This is a genomic window from Microcoleus sp. Pol7_A1, from assembly GCF_036701085.1.
In the GTDB taxonomy this organism is placed as follows: Bacteria; Cyanobacteriota; Cyanobacteriia; order Cyanobacteriales; family Microcoleaceae; genus Microcoleus; species Microcoleus asticus.
Map to the genome: position 1 here is coordinate 1 of NZ_JAUBQD010000039.1, position 18500 is coordinate 18500.

15 protein-coding genes are annotated in these 18500 nt (G+C 44.2%); 11 read left to right on the forward strand and 4 right to left on the reverse strand.

The features are described from left to right. Positions 1-146: 146 nt before the first annotated feature. From def to QUA20_RS20505, 4 genes are all read left to right on the forward strand, one after another. Positions 147-680 (forward strand): peptide deformylase, encoded by a 534-nt coding sequence (gene def, locus QUA20_RS20490; RefSeq protein ID WP_333190884.1) that lies wholly within the window; start codon positions 147-149, stop codon positions 678-680. 453 nt (positions 681-1133) lie between these two features. Then, on the forward strand, positions 1134-1703 hold the full coding sequence (locus tag QUA20_RS20495) for a TerD family protein (RefSeq protein ID WP_172186372.1): 570 nt from the start codon (positions 1134-1136) through the stop codon (positions 1701-1703). 102 nt (positions 1704-1805) lie between these two features. Continuing rightward, positions 1806-3260, forward strand: coding sequence for a TerD family protein (locus QUA20_RS20500; RefSeq protein WP_333190885.1), 1455 nt, complete (start codon positions 1806-1808; stop codon positions 3258-3260). Positions 3261-3341: 81 nt separating this feature from the next. Beyond that, positions 3342-3941, forward strand: coding sequence for a TerD family protein (locus tag QUA20_RS20505; RefSeq protein ID WP_333190886.1), 600 nt, complete (start codon positions 3342-3344; stop codon positions 3939-3941). 144 nt (positions 3942-4085) lie between these two features. Here QUA20_RS20505 and lysS read toward each other — a convergent pair whose 3' ends face one another. Continuing rightward, positions 4086-5639 carry a lysine--tRNA ligase gene (gene lysS / locus QUA20_RS20510; protein WP_333190887.1) on the reverse strand — a complete coding sequence of 518 codons (1554 nt, stop codon included), beginning with the start codon at positions 5637-5639 and terminating at the stop codon, positions 4086-4088. Positions 5640-5677: 38 nt separating this feature from the next. On the opposite strand from lysS, the gene QUA20_RS20515 reads away from it, so the two are divergent. Next, positions 5678-5959 carry a hypothetical protein gene (locus tag QUA20_RS20515; RefSeq protein WP_333190888.1) on the forward strand — a complete coding sequence of 94 codons (282 nt, stop codon included), beginning with the start codon at positions 5678-5680 and terminating at the stop codon, positions 5957-5959. Here the strand turns inward: QUA20_RS20515 and QUA20_RS20520 are convergent. Then, positions 5948-6085, reverse strand: coding sequence for a hypothetical protein (locus QUA20_RS20520; protein WP_172186377.1), 138 nt, complete (start codon positions 6083-6085; stop codon positions 5948-5950). The genes QUA20_RS20515 and QUA20_RS20520 overlap by 12 nt on opposite strands. A 34-nt stretch (positions 6086-6119) precedes the next feature. On the opposite strand from QUA20_RS20520, the gene tkt reads away from it, so the two are divergent. The 6 genes from tkt (at position 6120) to QUA20_RS20550 (ending at position 15344) form a co-directional block, all read left to right on the forward strand. Next, positions 6120-8135, forward strand: coding sequence for a transketolase (tkt, locus tag QUA20_RS20525; protein WP_333190889.1), 2016 nt, complete (start codon positions 6120-6122; stop codon positions 8133-8135). Positions 8136-8471: 336 nt separating this feature from the next. Further along, positions 8472-11267, forward strand: coding sequence for a PAS domain S-box protein (locus QUA20_RS20530; protein WP_333190890.1), 2796 nt, complete (start codon positions 8472-8474; stop codon positions 11265-11267). 48 nt (positions 11268-11315) lie between these two features. Next, positions 11316-11762 (forward strand): response regulator, encoded by a 447-nt coding sequence (locus tag QUA20_RS20535; protein ID WP_172186380.1) that lies wholly within the window; start codon positions 11316-11318, stop codon positions 11760-11762. A gap of 445 nt (positions 11763-12207) precedes the next feature. Beyond that, positions 12208-12360 (forward strand): hypothetical protein, encoded by a 153-nt coding sequence (locus QUA20_RS20540; protein WP_333190891.1) that lies wholly within the window; start codon positions 12208-12210, stop codon positions 12358-12360. 91 nt (positions 12361-12451) lie between these two features. Then, positions 12452-13951 (forward strand): ATP-binding protein, encoded by a 1500-nt coding sequence (locus QUA20_RS20545; protein ID WP_333190892.1) that lies wholly within the window; start codon positions 12452-12454, stop codon positions 13949-13951. Between the two features lie 304 nt (positions 13952-14255). Next, positions 14256-15344, forward strand: a complete 1089-nt coding sequence (locus QUA20_RS20550; protein WP_333190893.1) for a response regulator — start codon at positions 14256-14258, stop codon at positions 15342-15344. Positions 15345-15447: 103 nt separating this feature from the next. Here the strand turns inward: QUA20_RS20550 and QUA20_RS20555 are convergent, their stop codons facing one another. Continuing rightward, positions 15448-18054 carry a PAS domain S-box protein gene (locus QUA20_RS20555; RefSeq protein WP_333190894.1) on the reverse strand — a complete coding sequence of 869 codons (2607 nt, stop codon included), beginning with the start codon at positions 18052-18054 and terminating at the stop codon, positions 15448-15450. After that, on the reverse strand, positions 18051-18446 hold the full coding sequence (locus tag QUA20_RS20560; RefSeq protein ID WP_333190895.1) for a response regulator: 396 nt from the start codon (positions 18444-18446) through the stop codon (positions 18051-18053). The genes QUA20_RS20555 and QUA20_RS20560 overlap by 4 nt, the downstream gene beginning before the upstream one ends. Positions 18447-18500: the final 54 nt, after the last annotated feature.

Sequence of the window (18500 nt, forward strand, 5' to 3'; positions counted from 1 at the left end):
GAAGAAGGAAGAAGGAAGAAGGAAGAAGGAAGAAGGAAGAAGGAAGAAGGAAGAAGGAAGAAGGAAGAAGGAAGAAAAAAATGGTTATTTGTCAGTAGTTAACCACTAACAAATAACCACTAACAAATAACCACTAACAAATAACTATGGCAGAAATATTACAAATCTCACAATTAGGAAATCCTGTACTGCGCCGCCCGTCGCAAGTTGTCGAGAATATTCAGGACGATCGCATTCAACAGTTGATTGACAGCTTAATCAGTACAGTACAGCAGGCAAACGGAGTGGGGATTGCCGCCCCTCAAGTGGCTCAGTCCGATCGCCTGTTCATCGTCGCATCCCGTCCTAATTTGCGGTATCCCCAAGCACCCAACATGGAACCCACAGCGATGATTAATCCCCGGATTGTGGCTGCATCAACAGAGACAGTCAAAGACTGGGAAGGCTGTTTGAGCATTCCGGGGATTCGGGGATTGGTGCCGAGAAGTAGGGCTATCGAGATAGAATACACCAGTAGAGACGGCAAACTCCACCGACAAGAATTGACAGACTTTGTAGCCCGAATTTTTCAACACGAACACGACCATTTAGATGGAATCGTGTTTTTAGACAGAGTGGAAAATACCCACGAACTGATGACTGAAGATGAGTACCAAAAGCAATTTGTCAAGCTACTTTAACCAAAAGCATCCAGCGTACAAGCCCCCGGATTCATCCGCAGGGTCAATTCTTCAATTATCCAATCTAAAATCTAAAATCTCCAATCTAAAATCGATTGATGAGTACCAGCAGCAATTTGTCAAGCTACTTTAACTAAAAGCATCCAGCGTACAAGCCCCCGGATTCATCCGCAGGGTCAATTCTTCAATTATCCAATCTAAAATCCCAAATCTCAAATCTCAAATCGATAGATGAGTACCAAAAGCAAATTGTCAACCTGCTGTAGCCGCAAGCATTCAAGGTACAAAGCCCCCGGATTTATCCGTGGGCTCACTTCTACAATCTAAAATCCCAAATCTCAAATCTCAAATCGATTGACCGAAAACGAGTATCAGCAGCAATTTGTCAAGCTGCTCTGACAGTTTGTATAATTGTTATCAGTAATATTACAGATTTTGCACGCAGGAGGGCGAATGTCTATCAATTTGGAAAAAGGCGGGAGAATCAATCTATCTAAAGAAGCACCCGGGTTGAAAAATGCCGGGATTGGTTTGGGATGGGATATCAACGCTACAGACACGGGCGCAGCGTTTGACTTAGATGCTTCCGTGTTTATGTTGGGGGCTACTGGCAAAATTCCCGGCGAAAAATACTTTGTTTTCTACAACAACAAGGAGTCGCCGGACACTGCTGTAATACATCTGGGAGATAGCAGAACCGGAGAAGGATTTGGCGATGATGAAACCGTTACAGTCGATTTAGCCAAAGTCGATCCGGGGGTGCAAGAAATTGTGTTTGTGGTAACTATCCACGAAGCAGAATCGAGAAGGCAAAACTTCGGTCAAGTGCGGAATGCTTTTATCAGGATTTACGACACTACTACTAACACAGAGGTAACGAAGTATGATTTGGACGAGGATTTTTCTCGGGAGACAGCGGTAGAGTTTGGCAGACTTTACAAGAAAGACGGCGAGTGGAGATTCCAAGCTGTAGGACAAGGCTACAATTCCGGCTTGCAAAGCTTTGTCGATAAGTATGCCTGATAAAAGGTCGATCGCTCCCAGCTAATTAAATCGAGGGGAAATTCGGAAGCAGGAATGTTTCCCTCGATTTTAAACAATCAGACTCATGAGGTGATAAACCAGATGGGAATTCAATTAAAGAAGGGCGAAAGATTTAATCTTTCTAAAACATCTCCAACTTTAACAAAAGTTGCGATCGCCCTGGGGTGGGAAATAGCAAGTGAACTAAATTTATCTGACTCAAACCCGCAAAGCTGCGATATCGATGCCTCTGTTTTTGCATTAGGTTCGGACGGAAAAATCCCCGATGAAAGATACTTTGTATTTTACAATAACTCGCAGTCGCCGGACGGAGCGATCGTCCATTCGGGAGATAATCAAACTGGTCAAACTCAAGGGGATGACGAGACAATTTATGTAGACTTAGGAAAAGTAACGGCTGCTGTTGAAGAAATGGTTTTTGTGGTCACGATTCACGACGCACAAGCTAAACATCAAAATTTCAGCCAAATTAGAAATGCTTTTATCCGATTGTACGATCGCGACACCGACAGCGAACTAGCGCGCTATGATTTAACAGAAGGTTTTTCTGAAGAAACAGCAGTCGAGTTTGGACGATTGTATAAAAAAGATGCAGCTTGGAGATTTCAGGCTGTAGGACAAGGATATAAAGCAGGGTTGCAGAGTTTTGTTGACAAGTATCATTCAGAGATTCAACCGCAAGAAAAGCCAGCAAAACGTACAGTAGAACTGCCTAAATTACCAGTTATTGAAGATAGCCCCAAAAGTCAGAAAGCTATAGCATTAGACAAAAAGCTTGAGGAGAAAGCGCCGCACATTTTCAATCTCGCGAAGAAAGCCGATATCTCGCTCAAGAAAGCAAATCTAACAAATCACAATGCTCAAGTAGCGCTTTGCCTCGATATTTCTGCTTCTATGTCTTCCCTATACCGTTCAGGAAAAATTCAGCGTTTGGCAGAGAAGATTTTGGCTTTGGGATGTCGGTTTGATGACAACGGATCGATCGACATATTTCTGTTTGGAGTCAACCCCCACAATCCCGGTGAAATGTCGATCGACAATTTCTCAAACTTCATCCACCATATACTGCAACAGTATCCTTTAGAAGGAGGTACTTACTACGGTAAAGTGATGAAGGAAATTAGAAAGTTCTATTTTCCTGATGGTCGCGGTAGCAGGCGCTACGCAGCTATTAAAGCCGATCGACCTGTCTACGTGATGTTTGTAACTGATGGAGAAACTGCGGACGAATCGGAAAGCAAGCAGCAGCTACAATGGTCGTCCCACGAGCCGATATTTTGGCAGTTTATGGCGATCGGCAAGTCGCAGAAAGATGTCAAAAGTCAGGGAGTTCGCGGGTGGTTAGCAAGATCCGTAGCGAGCGATTTTACATTTTTAGAACAGCTTGACGAAATGGGCGATCGCTACCTAGACAACGCAGATTTCTTCAGTTTAGAAGACCCGGAACATATTGCCGATGAGGAATTATACGATTTGTTGACAGCCGAATATCCGGCTTGGGTAAAATCAGCACGAATCAAAAATCTCTTACCCTAGAAACAGCTTTTCCAGGCAAACAAAATGCTAACTTAGGGCAATCATTCAACTTCACAATAAACCTTACAAAATCACAAAACTATGGCTATCAACTTGACAAAAGGACAATCGATCGTTCTCAGCAAAAGCGAATACGACTTGTCCAGACTGACAATGGCTTTGGGCTGGGATGTTGCACAAGCTAAAAAAGGTCTTTTCGGCCGCAGCAGCGGTGCCAATTTTGACTTAGATTCCTACGCTCTGCTGCTGGGAGAAAATGGCAAAATAAAGAACTACAAAGAGGATGTAATTTATTACTCTCATTTGGAGTCAAAGGACAAAACAGTTGTTCACTCAGGCGACAATCTCACCGGGGCTGGAGATGGAGATGACGAACAAATATTAGTGAAACTGAGCTCTTTGCCAGCACAATACCACAAAATAATTTTGGGAGTTAATATTTACGATGGGAAAGAGAGAAAACAGCATTTTGGCCTGGTAGAAAATGCTTTCGTAAGAGCTGTAGACGCCGCCGGCAAAGAAATAGCTCGCTATCGCTTGTCAAATGACCCTTCTTATGAAGGAAAATTAAATATGTTGATGGGAGAAGTCTATCGAGAAGGCGGCGAGTGGAAGTTTAAGGCTTTGGGAAATCCTTTGGCTGAAGATTTGAACGGTGTTGTCGGTTCATTTATGCGGTGATCTCAAAAAGGTTTTTTTAACCGCAGATAAAGGCAGATAAACGCAGATGAAATTCCATCTGCGTTTATCTGTATTAATCCGCTGATATCTGCGGTTAAAAAATCCCCATGTACTTATTACACATCGGCCAAAAAGCTACTCCCATCAATCTTTGACCGGCCGCATTGTCGGGAACATCACCGCATCGCGGATGCTTTGAGTATTAGTTAAAAGCATCACCAATCTGTCTACGCCGATACCCATTCCCGCACAATTAGGCATTCCCAAAGATAGCGCTTGAATAAAGTCTTCATCCATTGGATGCGCTTCCTCATCGCCGGCATTTTTCTGCGCCAACTGTTCCTCAAACCGCTTTCTTTGCTCTTTCGGATCGTTCAATTCTGAGAAGCCGTTCGAGTATTCTGTACCGTTGATAAAGAGCTCGAAACGTTCTACAAATCCGGGCTTGCTGCGATGTCCTTTTGCTAAAGGACTGACTTCGACGGGATAGTCGATGATGAATGTAGGTTGAATTAGTTTGGGAACAACTAATTTGTCAAAAACCGCAAACAGCACGTAGCCTAAACTCTGTTGTTCTAACTTAGACAGGTGCAATTCTAGCTTGGTTGCAGAGGCGATCGCACTTTCCAAGTCCAAACTGTCAAAATCCAGCCCAAACTCGTCTCTGACAGCTTCTACCATCGTTTTTACTTGCCAGTGTTTGCCGCTAAAACCGGGATACTTTTCGCTGTAGTCGAACTTGCGTTCTAAACTAATCGTTTCCCCCTGATTTTCAATTTCTTTGACATCCCCAAATACCGCGGCCGCTGCGAAACATATCACGTCTTCGACAACTGTTAAAATGTCGAAAACATCAGCATAAGCTTGGTAAACTTCTAGAGAGGTAAACTCTGGATTGTGGGTGCTATCAATTCCCTCATTTCTAAAGGCTTTTCCTAGTTCAAAAACTCGCTCGAAGCCGCCGCATATTGCTCTTTTCAAGAACAGTTCTGGAGCAACTCGCAAATACAAATCCACCTCCAAAGCATTGTGGTGAGTAATGAATGGCTTAGCAGCAGCACCGCCGTAAATAGCTTGCAGTGTCGGCGTTTCTATTTCGTAAAAATCGGCTTTCCAGAGATAAGAACGGATGCTTTGAACGATGCGGCTGCGCAGCATAAAACGGTTGAGAGCATCTTGGTTGCTAGCCAAATCCATTTCGCGGTGGCGGCGGCAAACTTCGGGGTCGTTAATTCCATAATAAGAATCGGGAAATTGAATAGTAGCTTTTGATAAAAGCTTTAATTCCCTCACTAAAATAGAAAGTTCTCCCCTGGGGGTACGGCAGCCGATACCTTCGACGCCGACAAAATCGCCGACATCGAGCAATTTTTTAATTTGTTCAAAGCTCAAACCGACTTCGCCGGTGACTATTGCTTTCTCGATTTTGAGTTGAATCTTGTCTGTGGCGTCTTTTAAATCGATGAAACCAATTTTGCCGCTGTCTCGCTTGGAAGTGATGCGGCCGGCTAATCGCAGGGAAATTTCTTCGGGGTCACTTTCTCCGTTTTGGAGTTCTTTTCCCGGCTGACTAAATATTTCGCGAACTTGCTTGGCTGTGTGCGATCGCGCGTAGGATTCACTGGGATACGGTTCTATGCCTTGCGATCGCAGTTCGTCTACTTTTTGACTGCGGACTTCGGCTTCACTGAGAGTCATTAGTTATTGCCTGATTAAAATTACAAATATCTGACATCTTGCACTATTCTGGCGCTCGTGCGATCGGGCGGCGTCGGAGCAACGCCCGACAAGAAAATTCTCTCTTTGTTGAAGAGGCATCTTGCCAGTTCGTGACAAAACTGCAAGATGTCAGAAACACCAAACTCTATCATAACAGGGCTGCTTTGAGAGCCAATTTGCCAAATAATAAATTACACCTTCTCGTAGCCCGATCGCACAGAGCCGCACTCGCCCTAGAAATATCTCCGAGCGCAAATGGCGATCGACTGCACAAAGCGACCGAAACATTAAAAAATTAAGTTGTCTGTCGATCGCAACTGGTGAGATGATATGTAGTGCAGCCTCACGGCAGTTCCACAGAAACTGAACAGCAGAAACGCGAGCGATCGAACTCGGCTGATCGCACCTCTGTCAGAATCGACCACACACACTCTCTCTTAACATATAAAAACCAGAATTATGGCTGTTGCAACTCAATCACTCGAAGAACTCTGCATCAACTCTATCCGCTTTTTGGCCATCGATGCGGTAGAAAAAGCAAAATCAGGACACCCGGGACTGCCGATGGGCGCTGCCCCTATGGCCTTCGTGCTGTGGGATCGGTTCATGCGGTTCAACCCCAAAAACCCCAAGTGGTTTAATCGCGATCGCTTCGTCCTCTCCGCCGGCCACGGCTGTATGCTACAGTACGCCCTCCTGTACTTGACAGGCTACGATAGCGTCACCCTCGACGACATCAAGCAATTTCGCCAGTGGGAATCCAGAACCCCCGGACACCCCGAAAACTTCATGACCGAAGGCGTAGAAGTTACCACCGGCCCCCTGGGACAAGGAATTGCTAATGCCGTCGGTTTGGCAATGGCAGAAGCTCACCTCGCTGCTAAGTATAACAAGCCCGACCACACAATTGTTGACCACTACACCTATGTAATTTTGGGTGACGGCTGCCACATGGAAGGTGTTTCTGGCGAAGCTTGTTCTTTGGCCGGACACCTCGGACTCGGCAAATTAATTGCCTTGTACGATGACAATCACATTTCTATTGAAGGCGACACAAGCTTGGCCTTTACTGAAGATGTCGGCAAGCGTTTTGAAGCTTACAATTGGCACGTTATTACAGTAGACAATACCGCTCTAGACGAAGATACTAACCTAGAAGCAGTTCACAAAGCTATTGAAGAAGCCAAAAAAGTCACGGACAAACCGTCCATGATTAAAGTCCGCACCATCATTGGTTACGGTTCTCCCAACAAGCGCAATTCTTACAGCGCTCACGGTGCTGCTTTGGGTGGCGATGAAGTGAAAGCCACTCGCGATTTCTTGAAATGGGAACACGCACCGTTTGAGATTCCTGATGATGCTTTGTCACACTTCCGCAAAGCAGTCGAACGTGGCGCTCAATCTGAGCAAGAATGGCAGAAAGCTTTTGATGCTTATAAAGCAGCATATCCTGCAGAAGCAGCAGAATACGAGCGCACGGTTGCTGGCAAACTTCCCGAAGGTTGGGATCAAGTTTTGCCGACATACAACCCGGAAGATAAGGCAGATTCGACTCGGAATCATTCTGGAAAATGTTTGAATGCTTTGGCAGGTGTCTTACCTGAATTGATCGGCGGTTCCGCTGACTTGGCATCTTCTAACATGACTTTGCTCAAGGGTGAAAAAGACTTCCAAAAAGGTCAATACGAAGGACGTAACCTGCGCTTTGGTGTGCGGGAACACGGCATGGGCGCGATCGCCAACGGTATGGTACTGCACGGCGGTTTAATTCCTTACTGCGCAACGTTCTTGGTGTTTGCTGACTATATGCGGGGAGCAATTCGCCTCTCTGCACTCTCGGAAGCTGGAGTTATTTATGTAATGACTCACGACTCCGTAGCCTTGGGCGAAGATGGCCCCACTCACCAACCCGTGGAAACTCTCGCTTCTCTGCGCGTAATTCCCGATTTGTTGGTAATGCGCCCTGCGGATGGTAATGAAACATCCGGCGCTTACAAAGTGGCAGTTGAAAGCCGCACCCGCCCAACTTTAATGGCTCTGTCGCGCCAAAATCTGCCTAACTTGGCTGGAAGTTCGATCGAAGGAACGGCCAAAGGCGCTTACATTTTGTCTGACGACGGCGGCACTCCCGACATCATTTTAATCGGCACCGGCGGCGAAACATACCTCTGCGTTGATGCCGCTGAAAAATTGCGCGCCGCAGGCAATAAAGTGCGGGTAGTTTCGATGCCTTGCTGGGAATTGTTCGACTTACAAGATGCCGCTTACCGCGAATCTGTACTGCCGAAAGCTGTTACTAAGCGGTTGGCCGTTGAAGCGGCTGCTAGCTTCGGCTGGGGACGTTATTTGGGCTCCGAAGGCGACAGCATCAGCATCGACCGATTCGGCGCTTCTGCACCGGGCCCAGTTGCTTTAGAAAAGTTTGGCTACACCGTTGAGAATGTGGTAGCTAAGGCTCAGGCGCTGTTGGGTTAATAGCACCAGCATAATTTTGGTGGGGCGGGCTTCTGGCTCGCCCCATTTTTTATACGATTATACAAGTTTAAAAAAGAATGCAACTGTAGACAAGCTCCAAATCCATACATAATCAGTGATTCCCAATTATTTAATCTAAAATCTCAAATCTAAAATGGTATTAGTCCTAGACGCACGCTTTCTGAGGAAACCCGGTTTTGCCAACGAGGCATCTACGAAGAAACCTGGTTTGTAGCCCCCCGTGCGTCCAGCACTGTATATTTCAGAAATTTGAGATAAGTTATAAGTTATTGGGTTAAATTTCCCATTACCCCTTCCACATTCCCAATTCTATTTATGATTTGGAACTTTTTAAATAAGCTGTTATTCACCGGAAATTATATTCCTCACGGCCACTGTTACCTTTGGCAGCGAGAGTTAGTCGCGCTCCACATAGTGTCAGACTTTATAATTGCCCTGGCTTACTATTCAATACCGCTATCCCTAATTTATATTATCACTCAGGGAAAAGACTTGCCCTTTCGCAACGTCTTTTGGCTGTTCGCAGCCTTTATTATCTCCTGTGGCACTACTCATCTAATGGAAATTTGGACGCTTTGGCATCCTGTTTATTGGGTTTCTGGCAGTCTGAAAATTATTACCGCCGCGATTTCTGCTTACACAGCTTTTTCATTAATTCCTTTAGTTCCCCAAGCATTAACTCTCGTCACTCCAACTCAGTTAGAGATGCTCGCTCGAATACTGCAAAAAGAAATCATTGAACGCCGAAAAACAGAAGCTTGCTATCAAACTTTAACTGAAGCTTCGCCGGTAGGAATATTTTATGCAGACGCTTTAGGAGACTGCTTGTATGTCAACGAGCGCTGGTGTCAAATTTCGGGAATAGCCTGCGATCGAGCTTTGGGTAAAGGGTGGTTGCAAGCCATTCATCCAGAGGACCGCCAGCGGGTTTTTGCTGAATGGTATAGCGCCGCGCAGGAGAAATTGCCGTTTAAATGTGAGTACCGCTTTCAAGGCATTAATCACGCTAAAATCAGTTGGGTATTCGGTCAAGCTGTCGGTATAATCGGAGAAAATGGGGAGGTTAAAAGTTATGTTGGTACGATTACTGATATTACAGAACGCAAGCAGGTAGAAGCAGAAAATCGACTGCTCCATGAAACTCTGGAACATCGAGTTGCTGAGCGCATTGCTCAAATCGAAATTTCTCACCACTCATTGCCAGAAGAAATAGCCTACAGACAAAGAATTGCGATTACTTTGTTGGAATTGACGCAACTGCAAAATGCAATTCTTAACAGCGCTCACTACACAATTATTTCTACAGAGCCCGACGGTACAATTAAAACATTTAATCGCGCAGCACAGAAACTTTTAGGCTATTCCCCCGAAGAAGTGGTGGGGAAAGTCACGCTAGCAATAATTCACGATCCTGTGGAGTTCGGTAAAAGAGCTGAAATTCTTTCTCAAGAATTGGGAGTAAAAATAGATCCGGGAATGGAAGTTTTGGTTGCTTTGCCGCGCCGGGGAATAGCTGACGAAAATGAATGGACTTACATTCGCAAAGATGGTTCGCGGTTTCCGGTGCAATTGTCGGTGACTGCCTTATTTAATCCTGAAGGAAATATCACTGGTTTTTTGGGTATCGCTCAGGATATTAGCGATCGCAAACAAGCTGAAAAAGAGGTGCGCGACCTCACCAATGCCATGCAAAATACTGTGGAAGGCATTTCACGGCTAGATATTGAGGGATGCTACGTGAATGTTAACCGAGCTTACGCTCATAGATGCGGTTACGAACCAGAAGAAATGCTCGGCATGAGATGGCAGCTCACCGTACATCCGGGCGATGTTGAGATGATGCTCTCAGCTTATCAGGAAATGGTATTTTCTGGTAAAGTAGAAGTTGAAACTAGAGGTGTGCGGAAAAATGGCTCGTTTTTTTACAAGCAAGTAACAATGGTAAAAGCTTGCGACGAACAAGGGATATTTAACGGCAACCACTGTTTTATGAAAGATATCACCGAGCGCAAACTAACGGAAAGAGCGTTGCAGGAAAGCGAATTTAAGTACAGACAAATAGTTGAATTAGCAGAAGAAGGTATTTGGGTAATTGACAGCAATTCCCTCACGACTTACGTGAACCACGCAATGGCGCGAATGCTCGGCTATACTGAATTAGAAATGTTCGGGCGGTCGCTTTTTGATTTCATGGACGAACAGGAAAAACCACAAGCTATTGATAATTTCGAGCTGCGCAAGCAAGGTATTGGTGAACAACACGAATTTAAATTCAAAACCAAGGACGGCAAAGACATTTGGACTGATATGTCTACCAGTCCAGTCATGGACTCCCAGGGTAATCTGCTGTCTTGTTGCGCCTTGGTTTACAACATTACAAGCCGCAAAGAAGCCGAGCAGCAAATGCTGCAACTTACAGAAGATTTGAAGCGTTCCAACGAGGAATTAGAACAATTTGCTTATGTGGCTTCCCACGATTTGCAAGAACCGCTGCGAGCCGTTACCAGTTACACTCAATTGCTGGCCCAGCGCTATCAAGGAAATTTGGACGATCGCGCAAATAAATATATTAATTATATTGTCGATGGCGCTACCAGAATGCAGCAGTTAATTAACGATTTGTTGGCGTATTCGCGCCTGGGAACGAGTGGTCAGGAGTTTGAGGAAGCGGACTGCAACGCTGCTGTGAAGCAAAGTTTGTCTAATTTGCAAATTGCGATCGCAGAAAAGAAAGCGGTCATCACTTGGGACGCGATGCCAACCGTGATGGCGGATGAATTTCAACTGGTGCAATTATTCCAAAATTTGATCGCCAACGGTATCAAATTTTGCCGTCAAGATACCCCGTTGATTCATATCGCTGCTGGTAGGCAAGAGAGCGAATGGCTGTTTAGCGTCCGCGATAACGGCATTGGCATCGATCCGCAGTATGCCGATCGCATTTTTATCATTTTTGGGCGCCTGCACTCCCGCCGCGAATATTCCGGTACAGGCATAGGTTTGGCGATGTGCAAGCGAATTGTTGAACGCCACGGCGGGCGCATCTGGGTGGAATCTCAGGAGGGAAAAGGAGCGACTTTTTACTTCACTATTCCTATAATTAGTACCTGAAGACTAAAAATTCAATTTTTTTTTATAATCAATAAGGATACCCCGGTTATGAGCGATCGAAGCAGTGTTAAACCCATAGAGATTCTGCTGATTGAGGATTCTCCCAGCGATGCCGATTTGGCAATAGAAGCTCTCGGCCAGGGTAAAATATTGAATAACTTGCATTTTGTCGAAGATGGAGTCGAAGCAATGAAGTTTTTGCGCAGAAAAGAACCCTATCTCAGGGTACCCCGTCCCGACTTAATTTTGCTTGATTTGAATTTGCCCAAAAAAAGTGGCGTAGAAGTGCTAACAGAAATTAAAACAGACCAAAGTTTAAAACTAATTCCAGTAGTGATTCTCAGCACTTCAGCCGCCCAAGAGGACATTATCAAGTCCTACTCGCTGCACGCCAACTGTTATATTACCAAGCCAGTAGATTTCCTACAATTTACTAAAGTAATCAGGTTAATTGAGGAATTCTGGCTGGCAGTCGTCCAACTTCCTTTAAATTAAACGAAGAGATACTTTGCCGACCGGCGATATAAAATTTTTTAAAGGTCTTGACATTCTGCCGATGAAATATCCGCCCAGCGATGCTGATACCAGTAAAAAAAAATGCCACTGTTGTATGCCCGCGATCCCAACCCTGGTTGCGATCACTCATTTCCCAATCTAAAATCCTTCGACTGAGCCCTCATGCCGAAGTCTTAAATCTTAAATCTCAAAAGGTATGACTTGGCTTTAGAAAGTGTGGCGTCAAGCAAATTTTTTAACCAGTTGCACAATAATGGAAGATGGGGTGCGAGCAATTAATTTTTTAAATCAATAAGGTTTGTATGTGAACTTAGCCCCTCCCGATTTAATTCTGCTTGACTTGAATTTACCTAAAAAAAGTTGTTGAGAATTGTTGCGAGAAATTAACTCATCACCCAAGTTAAAAATGATTCCGGCGGTAATTATGACAACCTCAGCAGCGGATGAAGAGATTCTCAAGTCTTATGCCCTGTTAGCCCGGTGCTGCATTCCTAAGCCTGTCGATTTTAGTCAAGTCGCTAAGCTGGTAAAATGGATTGAGGATTGGTGGCCGGTGGTGGTGACAGTTCCCAAATAATAATTTTCAAGTTAAAAATGGCAAGGGAAAGCAAAAAAGTTTAACCTGAGATGGGTAGAGAGAAAATTTTACAGTCAAAAAGGTATAAGCTATGTGGATTAAGATTCTGTTAGTAGAAGACAATCCTGCTGATGCTGATTTGCTTGCAGAACTGTTAGAAGTATCTGTGGGCGTCCAGTGGGAACTGGTGTCTGTTGAGTTCCTGCATGAGGCGATCGCACAACTGTGTAAACAACCCTTTGATGTAGTTTTGCTCGATCTTTCTTTGCCGGACAGCCGCGGTTTGGAAACCTTAACTCGCCTGCGAGAAGTTGCCCCGGATACAGCAATGGTGGTAATGACAGGCTGGGACGATGAGGCGATCGCACTTGAATCAGTTCGCTTGGGAGCTCAAGATTACATTGTTAAAGGTCAAATTACTACTCAATTATTAGTGCGGACGATCCGCTACGCGATCGAACGATCTCAAACATTTCAAATGCTGCGAGAAAGCGAGCGGCGTTTTCGGGCGATTTTTGACTCTTCGTTTCAGCTAACAAAGCTGCTGACTCCCGAAGGAATCGTGCTAGAAGTGAACGAGACAGCCCTCGATTTTGCCGGATTGCGATCGGAGGATATTGTGGGTCTGCCGATTTGGGAAATGGCGATTTGGGGTCAGTCGCAACAGGTTTGCGAACAATTGCAATGCGCGATCGGCAAAGCAAGTCGTGGCGAGTTTTTCCGCAGCGAAATCGACTTGTTAGCCAAAAGTGGCCAAATAGTGACTGTTGATTTCTCACTGAAACCTGTTAAAAATGAGACAGGACAAGTTTTGCTCCTGATTGCTGAAGCCCGTGACATTAGCGATCGCAAACGAGCAGAAGCCGAAATTCTCAAAGCACTCGCACGAGAAAAGGAACTTTCAGAACTGCGAGCTAAATTTGTCACAATGGTTTCCCACGAGTTCCGCACCCCCTTGACAACCATCCAATTTTCGGCTGGATTGCTGCAAGATTACAGTTTTCAGTGGTCACAAGATAAAAAAGCTACTCATTTTGTGCGGATTCAATTAGCCATTAAACGCATGACAGAGTTATTAGAAGATATCCTCGTAATTGGCAAAATCGAAGCAAATACCTTGCAGTTTCAACCGATTTCTTTAAACCTCGAAAAATTTTGCCGTCAACTGGTAGAAGAGCAGCAGCTCAACGACAGCAACCAACACCCGATCAACTTTCAACATGAAGGTGGCAACTGCGACGCTCAAATGGATGAAAAACTCCTGCAGCAAATATTGGGAAATGTCCTCTCCAATGCCCTCAAATATTCTCCCGTCGCCAGTACAGTTTGCTTGCATCTCAAGTGTCAAAACAAAGAAGCTGTTTTCCAAGTTCAAGACCAGGGGATCGGGATTCCTCAAGCCGATCTAGAGCGGATCTTAGAAACTTTTTACCGAGCTACCAATGTCGGCACTATTTCGGGAACAGGTCTTGGTTTAGCAATTGTGAAAAGGGCTGTGGAGCTTCACGGTGGCCAACTCGCGATCGATACTCAAGAAGGAAAAGGCACAACTTTCACTATTACCTTGCCTTTAATTTGCGCTAGCATATAACAACTGAATTATAGCAGAAGGCAGAAGGAAGTTCAGCAACAGATTTGCTTTCTTCGGGTGTAACGGATATAACCGAGGTCACCAAGAAGGAAGAAGAAGGCTTTAGTTATCTAAGACAGAAGGAAAAAGCAATCGACCGCATAGGCAAAGGGCTATTAAGAATGTCCTCAGCGTCTTGGCGGTTGCTATATCAACTAAAAACATCCGCAAGTTAAGGATCGATTAAGTTCATAAATAAACAAATTTGTCAACTGTCTGAACGCAGGTTTTTTAAACAAACTACTAACTAAAAGGAGCAATAACCGTGGCAAAGATTTTGGTAATTGAAGACGAAGAATCGATTAGAGAAAATATTTTAGAGTTGCTCGAAGCCGAGAATTTTGAAGGAATTGGAGCAATTAACGGCAACGCCGGCATCAAACTGGCGATCGAACAAATCCCAGATTTAATATTGTGCGACATGATGATGCCGGAAGTTGACGGTCACGGCGTCCTCAAAGCTTTGCGATCCGAACCTCTGACTGCCACAATTCCGTTTATTTTTCTCACAGCAAAAGCCGATAAAAGTGACGTTCGCACGGGCATGGAACTGGGAGCAGACGATTACATTACTAAGCCTTGTACGCCGCAAGAACTGCTCAAAGCAATTGCTATTAGACTTGAAAAACAGAAAACAATTAGCAGGCAATCTCAAAAAACTCTAGACGAATTGCGCACCAACATTAGTATGTCGCTCCCCCACGAATTGCGGACTCCTTTGAATGCAATTATGGGTTTTTCCGAGCTAATTTTGTCAGAATATCATGTCTTAGAGGAATCAGATATCTTAGAGATGATCGGTCAAATCCAAACTTCCGGCCATCGCTTGTACAGGCTGATTCAGAACTTTTTGCTGTATGCAGAACTAGAGATAGCAGCCACAAATCCCGAACTGCTAAAGGAGATGCGCAATAGCGAATTTAGCTGCGTAAAATCTTTGCTGACTCAAAAAGCGCGGCAGCAAGCGAAACACGCGAATAGAACAGACGATTTACAATTAAATTTGCAAGATTCGTCGGTGGCTATGGATGCTATCAGACTCACGAAAATTGTTGAGGAACTATTGGACAATGCCTTCAAATTTTCTTTAGAAGGAACGCCGGTTTTATTAAGCACTTTGGTGGAAAACCAGACTTTTGTTCTATCTGTAAAAGACCAAGGCCGCGGCATGACTGCCGATCAGATTGCACACCTAGAAGCTTACAGACAGTTCGATCGCAAACTTTACCAACAAGCAGGTTTAGGATTGGGTTTGGCTATCGTTCAACGCCTTGCAGAATTGCACGGAGGAGGATTTAAAATAGAAAGTTTGCCGCAGCAAGAAACAATAGTTTGCGTTTTCCTGCCTGTCTAAACAATGATTATACCAGTTTCAAAAAAGAAGACAACTGTAGGCAAATTCCAAATCCTTATGGAATAAGTCATTCCCAATTATACAATCTAAATCTAAAATGGTATTATGCACGAGCGATCGCCCCTTTCAGACACCGCTGCATATAAATTTGAGCTACCTTATCCTTAGGGTTGATTTCCAAGCACGCCGAAAACAATCTTTTAGCTTCGACACACCTGTCACTATTGTAGAGTACCAAAGCTTGCTCAAAGATTGTCTTTGTCTCTAACTTTTTCAGTCGTAACTCTGCCGGATCGGCCGAAAATACTTCATAAACTGTTACCATTTGCGATTTGCCTTTAACTTTGACGCGATCGATCAACCTAAAATCATAAATATCGTTCAACTGTATAAAAGTATTGTGAGTAATTAACATCGAAACTCCATACTCTTTAGTCAAACATTCCACGCGGGAGGCTAAGTTTACCGCATCGCTAATCACCGTGCTGTCCATCCGGCTTTGACCGCCAACCGTGCCTAACATCAAAGAACCCGTATTGATTCCAATGCCAATTTGCAGCGGCGGGCGATCGGGTCTATTGCGACTAATATTATACTCGTTAAGGTGTTCTAGCATAGCAATTCCAGCTTTCACAGCATTGTCAGCACTGCCATCAAACAGCGCCATAATCGCGTCGCCAATGTATTTATCAATAAAACCAAAATTGTCAGTAATTGCAGGTTCCATCCGCGACAAATAAGCATTAATAAATTGAAAATTTTCTTCGGGATTCATTGTCTCAGAAAGAAAAGTGAAATTGCGAATATCTGAAAACAGCACCGACATTTCTTTCTGTACTTGATCGCCTAATTTTACTTCCAGAATACTTTCATATCCCAGAAAGTGGAGAAATTCGTGCGGCACAAACCGCCCGTAAGCATCTGTTAATTTTTCTTCCGCTGCTAAAGCTTTTTCCAACTCGTCTGTGAATTGGCGGCGCTCGGTTTCTACCTCTTGACGTTCTGTGATGTCTTGAAAAGCTGCGATCGCGTAAACTATGTTTTTCCGTTCGTCGTAGATTGGAGTCGCCCAGACCTCGATCGGCACACTCCGATCCGACCCGTGAATTTCTAGATCGTCCATACGCACAAATTCTCCCCGCAACGCCCGAATAATCGGTTGGCGATCCCTCGGATACAATTGATTAGTTCCAGCGTCGTAAAAATGATAAGCTTCTGGAAATTGCTCAGTAACCACATCAGAAATTAAACCTTGGGCTAGTATCCTTTCGCCCCAAGAATTCATATAAAAAGGTTTACCCTCACCATCCACAACAAATATTCCCACCGGCATGGCTTCCAGGAATTGAGTCAATCGGCTTTCGCTTTCTGACAGCGCCTCGTTTAACTTTTCTTCGGCGGCCAAAGCTTTTTCTAAATCATTAGTAAACTTGATTCTTTCCACTTCCACCTGTCTTTGCAAACTAATATCCTTAGCAAAACCCTGATAGTAAAGCACTTCACCGTTAGCATCACAAACTGTGCGCGCATATTCAGAAATCCAGATAATGCTGCCATCTCGACAGTAAACCTGAGACTCAAACTCACACAGAGTACCGTGCTGTTTCATCAGCGCCAGAAACTCTTGACGGCGGTTTGGTTCCACGTACAATTGCTGCTGAATATCATTAATACTTTCTATCAATTCTGACGCGGAATCATAGCCGTAAATTTCCGCAAGAGCAGGATTAGCACTAATAAAAAGTCCCTCTGGCGTCGTCTGAAAAATACCTTCTAAAGCATTTTCAAATATCCCGCGATACTTCTCTTCAGCTTGAATTAGCGCCGCTTCAGCTTCCTTGCGTTCAGTTATGTCACTAAAAGCAATAATCGCATAGGAAATGTCGCCTGTAGAATCATAAATTGGAGTCGCCCAACTCTCTACAGGAATAATCTTATTAGCTGTACGAATTTCTACACTCTCAGTCCGCACATTTTCGCCCCGAAGTGCCCGCATAATTGGCAAGTCTTCCACGGGGCATCTCTGATTAGTTCCGGCTTTATAAAATTGATAAATTGCTGCTTTTTGCTCTGAATTAATATGCGGCACAGTGCCTTTGCCAAATACATCCCGCGCCTTCTGATTAGCGTAAAAAGATTGCCCGTTTGCATCAAGTACACACACGCCCAAAGGGATAGCTTCTAAATATTGCGTCAAGCGACTTTCGTTTTCATGGAGTTTGGCAATCAGCATTGCCTGCTTGCGGCTTAATTTTACCAACTCCTGATTCATTTCCTGAAGTTCTCTTTGTTTTTCAGCTAATTGTTTATCTTGAAAATATCTATATATTGCCTCAGTAACAGTTAATTTTAAGTCATCACATTGCCAAGGTTTAGGTATGTATCGGTACAATTTAGCATAGTTAATAGCATTGGCTACCGCCTCCAAATCTGCCTGCCCTGTCAGCATAATCTTGAGACAGTTTGGCGAGATAGCATGAACGTTCCTTAATAGTTCGTCTCCTTTCATATTAGGCATGATATGATCCGAAATAACCAAAGGAACTTCATACTGTTCTGCTAAAAGTTCTGACAGCAACTCTAAAGCTTCTTCGCCACTTTGGGCCGTTTCAATTAAATATTTATCTTCAAAGGCTTTTAGCAGGTCTATTTCCAGACTATCGAGTATAGTCTGCTCATCATCAACACAAATAATGACAGGTTTTTTCATAAATTTGCTAGACCAGAATTAATCGCTTCAATTAATTCTTGATTTTCCCAAGGTTTTTGTATAAAAGCATGAAGATTTGCTTGAAGTTTTGTTCGTTCGATTGCTTCTTTGTCTGCTTGTCCCGTCAGCATCACTTTCACAATTTGCGGATATTTTTGATGAATTATAATCAGCAGTTCATCTCCTTTCATTCCGGGCATCAACCAATCAGAGACAATCACTAGAATGTTAACATTAGCTTCACATAGCTCTTCAATAATCTCTAGGGCTTCGGCCGCACTTTCAGCAAATTCGCAAATATATTTACCGTTAAATGCTTGTTGCAGTTCAATTTCCAGACTTTCCAATACCCCTACTTCATCGTCAACGCACAAAATTGCTGGTTTAGACATCGCTAGTTTCCTTGTTTAGTGTGGCAGAGTCAACCCCGATGGGTAAGCACACCG

Bases quoted from the DNA above. Each gene is read 5' to 3' on its own strand.
- def (WP_333190884.1), top strand. From the start codon at position 147: ATGGCAGAAATATTACAAATCTCACAATTAGGAAATCCTGTACTGCGC.
- QUA20_RS20495 (WP_172186372.1), top strand. From the start codon at position 1,134: ATGTCTATCAATTTGGAAAAAGGCGGGAGAATCAATCTATCTAAAGAA.
- QUA20_RS20500 (WP_333190885.1), top strand. From the start codon at position 1,806: ATGGGAATTCAATTAAAGAAGGGCGAAAGATTTAATCTTTCTAAAACA.
- QUA20_RS20505 (WP_333190886.1), top strand. From the start codon at position 3,342: ATGGCTATCAACTTGACAAAAGGACAATCGATCGTTCTCAGCAAAAGC.
- lysS (WP_333190887.1), bottom strand. From the start codon at position 5,639: ATGACTCTCAGTGAAGCCGAAGTCCGCAGTCAAAAAGTAGACGAACTG.
- tkt (WP_333190889.1), top strand. From the start codon at position 6,120: ATGGCTGTTGCAACTCAATCACTCGAAGAACTCTGCATCAACTCTATC.
- QUA20_RS20530 (WP_333190890.1), top strand. From the start codon at position 8,472: ATGATTTGGAACTTTTTAAATAAGCTGTTATTCACCGGAAATTATATT.
- QUA20_RS20535 (WP_172186380.1), top strand. From the start codon at position 11,316: ATGAGCGATCGAAGCAGTGTTAAACCCATAGAGATTCTGCTGATTGAG.
- QUA20_RS20540 (WP_333190891.1), top strand. From the start codon at position 12,208: ATGACAACCTCAGCAGCGGATGAAGAGATTCTCAAGTCTTATGCCCTG.
- QUA20_RS20545 (WP_333190892.1), top strand. From the start codon at position 12,452: ATGTGGATTAAGATTCTGTTAGTAGAAGACAATCCTGCTGATGCTGAT.
- QUA20_RS20555 (WP_333190894.1), bottom strand. From the start codon at position 18,054: ATGAAAAAACCTGTCATTATTTGTGTTGATGATGAGCAGACTATACTC.
- QUA20_RS20560 (WP_333190895.1), bottom strand. From the start codon at position 18,446: ATGTCTAAACCAGCAATTTTGTGCGTTGACGATGAAGTAGGGGTATTG.